Here is a 5,375-nt window from a genome sequence, read left to right on the forward strand (position 1 = left end):
AGCGAGCGCGTGGCGAAAAAAATGGATTTTGTCGAGCTAAGACTTAGACCATGTTGACGTTGAGCCGAGATACGTGTAAGTGCGATTCGTTCTGGAGAAACCCAGTTTCTGGGGAGATTCCAGGCTTCAGTAAAGTAACCAATCTTGGTTGAGTATGCGCGGGGCGCACGCTTCGCGAACGCACTTTAATCCTTTACTGATGACAACTTGATATACATGTAAGTGAGGTGAGTAACCTAGAAAACCAAGTCTTACCGCCCTGGTGCGGGGTTGAAAGCACATAAACTACCAATAATGGTAGCCCCTAGGGAAGAGATTGACCATCAAATCCCTAAAGCGGGGATGAAAGCGGTAAATGGTGGTAATTGCTGAAAGCACCAACCGCAAGCAAGAGTCTATGGGGAGAGCAAACGAAATGTCGTTGAGCCATCGTCAGATCTCACCAAGGGATATAAGCTTGTGTTTCGGACACACCAAGGGAGCGGAAATATCCGATAGGGTAAGGACTGTTAGGTTCTTGCAACCGCAACAGCGCACTTCCTAGACCCCCGGTGGATAGACATCCTCTAAAGACCCAAAACAATGGATATCAGGAACGAAGTAACCCAAATTACCGTTCCTATGGCGGTCGATACATAGGTAGGTGGTCAGACTAGAAACGGAATTTGGTTGGGATGGGTTAAGAAGCAAAAGCCTAAACCGAGATAACGGTTAAAGCCTGAAAAGGGATGGAGTAATTTCCAGGATAAGCAGACGTAACCCGCAATGTGCTTAGAGATAGGGGTGTAAGTAGCAATGAATACGCCTAAATCAGATTCACAATTGAATACTGAGGGATGGAGAAATATCAATTGGCGCAAAGTTGAAAGATACGTCTTCAAGTTGCAAAAACGCATCTACGCCGCTTCACGTTGTGGTGATATTCAGCAAGTCCGTAAACTCCAGCACACTTTAATGAGGTCTTGGTCGAATAGGGTACTAGCGGTGAGGAGGGTAACACAAGATAACGCAGGGAAAAAGACGGCAGGAGTGGATGGGGTTAAATCCTTGTCCCCAGAAGCACGTCTAAACCTAGCAAAAGGGCTATTCGTCAACGGCAAATCTAAACCAACACGCCGAGTCTGGATACCCAAACCAGGGAAAACCGAAAAACGCCCGCTCTCGATACCCACTATTTTTGACCGTGCCCTTCAAGCGGTAGTAAAAGCTACCCTAGAGCCGGAATGGGAAGCTCGATTTGAGCCATCCAGCTACGGTTTTCGACGAGGCAGGTCATGCCATGATGCCATCAAACATATCAAAAACTGCATAGTATCAAAAGCAAAATTCGTACTAGACGCAGATATTTCGCAATGCTTTGACCGCATTAACCATGAAGCATTACTTCTGAAACTAAACATGAATGGGAAAGTCAAGCGACAAATTAAAGCTTGGCTTAATTCCGGAGTGATAGATTCAGGAACCTTTGGAGCAACAAAGGCTGGAACACCCCAAGGCGGCGTGCTTTCGCCATTATTAGCTAATATTGCTTTACATGGTTTAGAGAACCTGATTAACCAAGAATTTCCTGCCAACAAATCGGGAAAAGTTAGAGGTTCAAAAACTAGATTCGGCTATCAAATCTGCCAGCCAACTTTCATAAGGTACGCGGACGATTTCATAGTTTTACATGAATCACGAGTGGTCATCAATTGGTGTGAGGAAATCATCAGAAATTGGCTCAAAGGTATTGGCTTAGAATTGAAACCAGAAAAGACTCGTATAGCACACACGCTAGACCCACATTTAAGTGAGGATGGTCAAGCAGGATTTGATTTTCTTGGACACCATATTCAACATAAGAAAGTGGGGAAATACCGAGATAATAAAAACAGCCTTGGTACTCGTCTTGGTTTCATTACCCTCATTACCCCCTCAAACAAAGCGATTGAGTCTCATAAAAAGGATATGAAAAGCATCATTACAAAATATAGGTCTGGTTCCCAAGCGGAATTAATTAAAGACCTTAACCCTGTTATCAGGGGATGGGCTGCATATTACAGAGTCTCAGACGCTGGAACTAATGGGGACTTTGCCCGGTTAGATAGAATAACTTATCTTCGACTGAGAAGATGGGCTAAAAGACAAACCGGAAGCATTAATAAAGGTCATCAGAAATATTGGCATACCATAGGTGATAACCATTGGGTATTCACCACTAAACCAGATAGTAACGGCTTAAAGTTACTAACACATATCGAATTTCACTCAAGTGTGAACGATTATGTAAAAGTCCGGGGTGATAAAAGTCCATATGATGGTGACATTATTTACTGGAGTTTAAGGTTAAGCAATCATCCTGATTTACCTACTACTAAAAGGAACCTCCTTAAGCAACAAAAAGGTAAATGTATGGGATGTGGCTTACATTTTACTGAAGGTGATTTATTGGAGATAGACCACATTAATCCCATTTCTTGCGGAGGTAAAAAGGAATGGAAAAATCTCCAATTACTACATCGCCATTGCCACGATGTCAAAACTGCCACTGATGGCAGCCAGAAGTCCCGCAGTGACAAAAGGGAAACACATTGAGTAGCCGTGTGAAGGGACAACTTTCATGCACGGTTTCGGATGGGAGGGGTGGAACAGTAATGTTCCCCTCGACCCTATCAAACCGGCAATATTGTCTAGAAAAGCTTGCTGTGTCTAGCTTTCAAAGATTTCGGGTGGGAGATGAATTGCGGCCTCTAACGGTTGCGGAATATTCTGTAAATTCACAACATAATCTCCGTATCTTTTGATATGTCTGGTTATGTATGGACTTAAGGCAGCCAAATGTCGCATTGGAATCACTTCTCCTCGTGACATTAACGTTTGAATCGCCAACGACATATCAACGGTATTGTGTAAAATAATGGCTCCTGCTACAAAATCTAAGTATTTTAACCGTTTTTCTTGCTCAATAGGGTCATTCTCAGTAATCGCACCTTCTTTACCGAAAAACACCCAATCTAGAAAACTGTGGTAGATCTCCACAATATTTGTAATTGCGTTAATTTCCTGGCGCATCCTAACATTAGAGATGTAATCTAACAGAAACATAGTTCGCACTGCCTTACCTAATTCTAAAAACGCTTGATAGAGGCGGTTCTTCTTACTGTAACTGTTCAACTTACGCAACAAGGTCGAAGGCATGACCTTTCCAGCCTTAATCGACAGCACGACCCGCATCATATCGTACCAATGGGTCTTGATTAAATTCCAGTTGACCACATCTGTCCAGAATAAAACCGCCAGACTAAAGGCAGGTGATTATTTGTATTGTAAGCCGCTATCTCTTCAAATTTCTCTAGCAATAAATCAGGACCGCCACGTTCATCTAAAATATCCTGTACTTTGTCGCCCAACACTGTATGGTCAGAGGCTTCTTTTGATGCCTTTAATACTTCTTTTAATGTATTTAATAACTCTTCGGTTTCTTTTAAATGCTGTTCGCGTAACTCCTGCAATCGTTGTTTAGCATTATTATGAATTTTGTTGATACGTTTCAGAAACATATCAACAAGATAATCACGGGTTTTTACCTGTGCCTCATATAATAAACAGAGAAGTAACGTGCGGCGTTTGGGAAGATTAATGTCTTGAAATTCCGATATATCTAAAGCCCTGGCTTGTGCTGCCAAGTGTCTAACTTTAATAGGAGAAATAGTTGAGAGTAAACGTTTGGCATTCCCAAACGTCATTAAAGAATCATACTTAGACAGAAGTGACTTCATACTATTTAATGTTGCACTTCTGGGTGGTGATTTAATTAAATTAAGTGTTGCTGACTCTGAGTTTGTATCCCCTATAAGTAATTGGTCTAAATATAAAATCTCGGTGACGGTAAAACTGCTAGAAACCCTCAGAAATAGACGGTTATTAACCATTGCACGAATATGGCCAATTAAACGGTCAAGGGTACTGAATGCAGGTAATTCATATCTTTGTTTTACCAACTCCTCAATTGCTACGTTAATTAAATCAGCCGGGTGGTCTTTGACTTCTGCTTGTTGTGCAACCAAAATAGCTATGATTTTTTGGGCAGATTTATCGTACTGTTTAACGCCTAAATACATACGTATTGTATTGTGATAGGTGTAGCGCTGGCGTTCAGACGGTATTGCTTTGACCCAACTTTGTAACTTTAAACACGACCGAATATGTCTAATCACTACAATTGGCACTAGTTCCGGATGAGGAAAATAACCAAGCCGTTGAAAAGATTTTAACATGACAATGAAACTGAGAAACCCCTCGTGGCTCTTAGTTTTAGACTTTGCGAACTGAATTTCTTCTGATGTCGGAGTATAAAGCTCTGCAAGCTCCTTGGCATCCGGGATTTGTTTAAATTTGGGGTAAGCGGTACGGTCTGTTAAGGTCATTTCAGTAATGTTTGCAACACATATCTGTCAGGGATGATCCCAAAACGGTTTATCCCTCACTTCTCAACCCAAGAGTATTTTACATTCTTTATGCCATACAGTATGCTAAAAGCTTAAATGCTGTTTTTCTTCTGCTCAGAGACTGTCTACTGAGCAGAGGGGCGTCAGTTCTGCAGATCGTTCATTCAAGGGGATGAATCAGAACATTTAAGGCACGACGTGCTGCTTCTTCAGCTTTTTGTGAAGTCACTTTTTGGTAACGCAAGGTAGTTTGAATACTTTCATGACCCATCAGCGCTCGCAGTTCTTCTATACCGATCAATCCTACGCGCTCCGTTGCATAAGTGTGTCTTAAATCGTGAATGCGTACTCCGTGAAGTTCAGGGTATTCATCGGTCACTTCTCGCCAATTCTCATGCAATGTATGATAGCTCATTCTACTGACTCTCAAGGTCACTGGATGTTGTGCTGTAAATAGAGCCGATTCGTTTTTATGCCGCGCCAGATTGAGATAGTTATCCAGGACTGAAGCTACATCCGAACTGTAAAAACACCAGCGTTGCTTGTTTCCTTTTCCTAGTACTAGAAATTTCCGATTCTCTAGGTCTAGATCTGATAAATCCAGTGCTAAAAGCTCTCCAATCCTGCATCCCGTGCGATGCAACAAATGTACCACAGCATTGAGGCGTAGGTCATGTTTGACCACTGAATACAACTTTTTTAGTTGTGTTGGTGTTAAATACCTTATCGGATCGTCAGTTTTGTGTTCGCCCTTCTCTCTATCTGGAGGGCGCTGTTTTAATCCACTGATTGGGTTAAATTTTATATACCCTTGTTCTACCGCAAAATTCAATAAGCTTTGCAGTATTGCTTGATGCTTGTGGTGAGTTGTGTATTTTAAATGGCTTAGACTGGAATGGCACTAAGAAAAGCTGAAAGACTTGTAGTTTAAGCAGTTTGCAATTGCTT

At 41.9% G+C, this 5,375-nt stretch carries 4 protein-coding genes; 1 reads left to right on the top strand and 3 read right to left on the bottom strand.

Annotated features, from left to right (window positions below):
* Nucleotides 1-795: 795 nt before the first annotated feature.
* Nucleotides 796-2,574, top strand: coding sequence for a group II intron reverse transcriptase/maturase (gene ltrA, locus DP117_RS33435; RefSeq protein ID WP_169222464.1), 1,779 nt, complete (start codon nt 796-798; stop codon nt 2,572-2,574).
* Nucleotides 2,575-2,688: 114 nt separating this feature from the next.
* Here the strand turns inward: ltrA and DP117_RS33440 are convergent, their stop codons facing one another.
* The 3 genes from DP117_RS33440 to DP117_RS33450 all read right to left on the bottom strand — a co-directional run bounded on the left by DP117_RS33440 (nt 2,689) and on the right by DP117_RS33450 (nt 5,259).
* On the bottom strand, nt 2,689-3,216 hold the full coding sequence (locus tag DP117_RS33440) for a Tn3 family transposase (RefSeq protein ID WP_339381146.1): 528 nt from the start codon (nt 3,214-3,216) through the stop codon (nt 2,689-2,691).
* Between the two features lie 20 nt (nt 3,217-3,236).
* Nucleotides 3,237-4,406 carry a DUF4158 domain-containing protein gene (locus tag DP117_RS33445; RefSeq protein ID WP_169222466.1) on the bottom strand — a complete coding sequence of 390 codons (1,170 nt, stop codon included), beginning with the start codon at nt 4,404-4,406 and terminating at the stop codon, nt 3,237-3,239.
* 181 nt (nt 4,407-4,587) lie between these two features.
* The gene (locus tag DP117_RS33450) at nt 4,588-5,259 is read right to left on the bottom strand and encodes a site-specific integrase (RefSeq protein WP_248277958.1); all 672 of its coding nucleotides are present in this window, start codon (nt 5,257-5,259) and stop codon (nt 4,588-4,590) included.
* Between the last annotated feature and the right edge of the window lie 116 nt (nt 5,260-5,375).

The sequence above is a fragment of the Brasilonema sp. UFV-L1 genome, assembly GCF_012912105.1.
GTDB lineage: Bacteria > Cyanobacteriota > Cyanobacteriia > Cyanobacteriales > Nostocaceae > Brasilonema.

Excerpts from the sequence above, each read along its gene's own strand:
- ltrA (WP_169222464.1), top strand. The coding sequence starts at position 796 with ATGAATACGCCTAAATCAGATTCACAATTGAATACTGAGGGATGGAGA.
- DP117_RS33440 (WP_339381146.1), bottom strand. The coding sequence starts at position 3,216 with ATGATGCGGGTCGTGCTGTCGATTAAGGCTGGAAAGGTCATGCCTTCG.
- DP117_RS33445 (WP_169222466.1), bottom strand. The coding sequence starts at position 4,406 with ATGACCTTAACAGACCGTACCGCTTACCCCAAATTTAAACAAATCCCG.